Consider the following 293-nt stretch of genomic DNA (forward strand, 5'->3'; position numbering starts at 1 on the left):
ACGTCGAGAGCACGGCGACGCAGGATGGCGATGTTGCCCGGGCTGTTATCCTTGCGGTTGCGTGCCGCGTCTTCGCGGAACGACACGTCCAGCTGCCAGTGCAGACTGTTCTCGATAGCCCAGTGGGCGCGTACGGTCGCCAGCAGTACCTCCGGTGTCGGCACCCAGGACAGCGCGAAGTACCTCGTTTCCGAGGTTGTGCCCTCGGCTGTTTTTCGGGTGGCCTCGACCCGTCCAAAAGCCTTCAGGCCCGGGAATTCATGATGCTCTGCCAGAGCCTTGCTCGAAACGAC

1 protein-coding gene is annotated in these 293 nt (G+C 62.8%); it reads right to left on the reverse strand.

Features of this window, described 5'->3' with window-relative positions:
• Window positions 1-293: ISAs1 family transposase (locus FJQ48_RS22210; protein WP_139977094.1), on the reverse strand; the 293-nt coding region annotated here is incomplete at both ends.

Origin of the sequence: Ochrobactrum sp. CGA5, assembly GCF_006345815.1 — a bacterium.
In the GTDB taxonomy this organism is placed as follows: Bacteria; Pseudomonadota; Alphaproteobacteria; order Rhizobiales; family Rhizobiaceae; genus Brucella.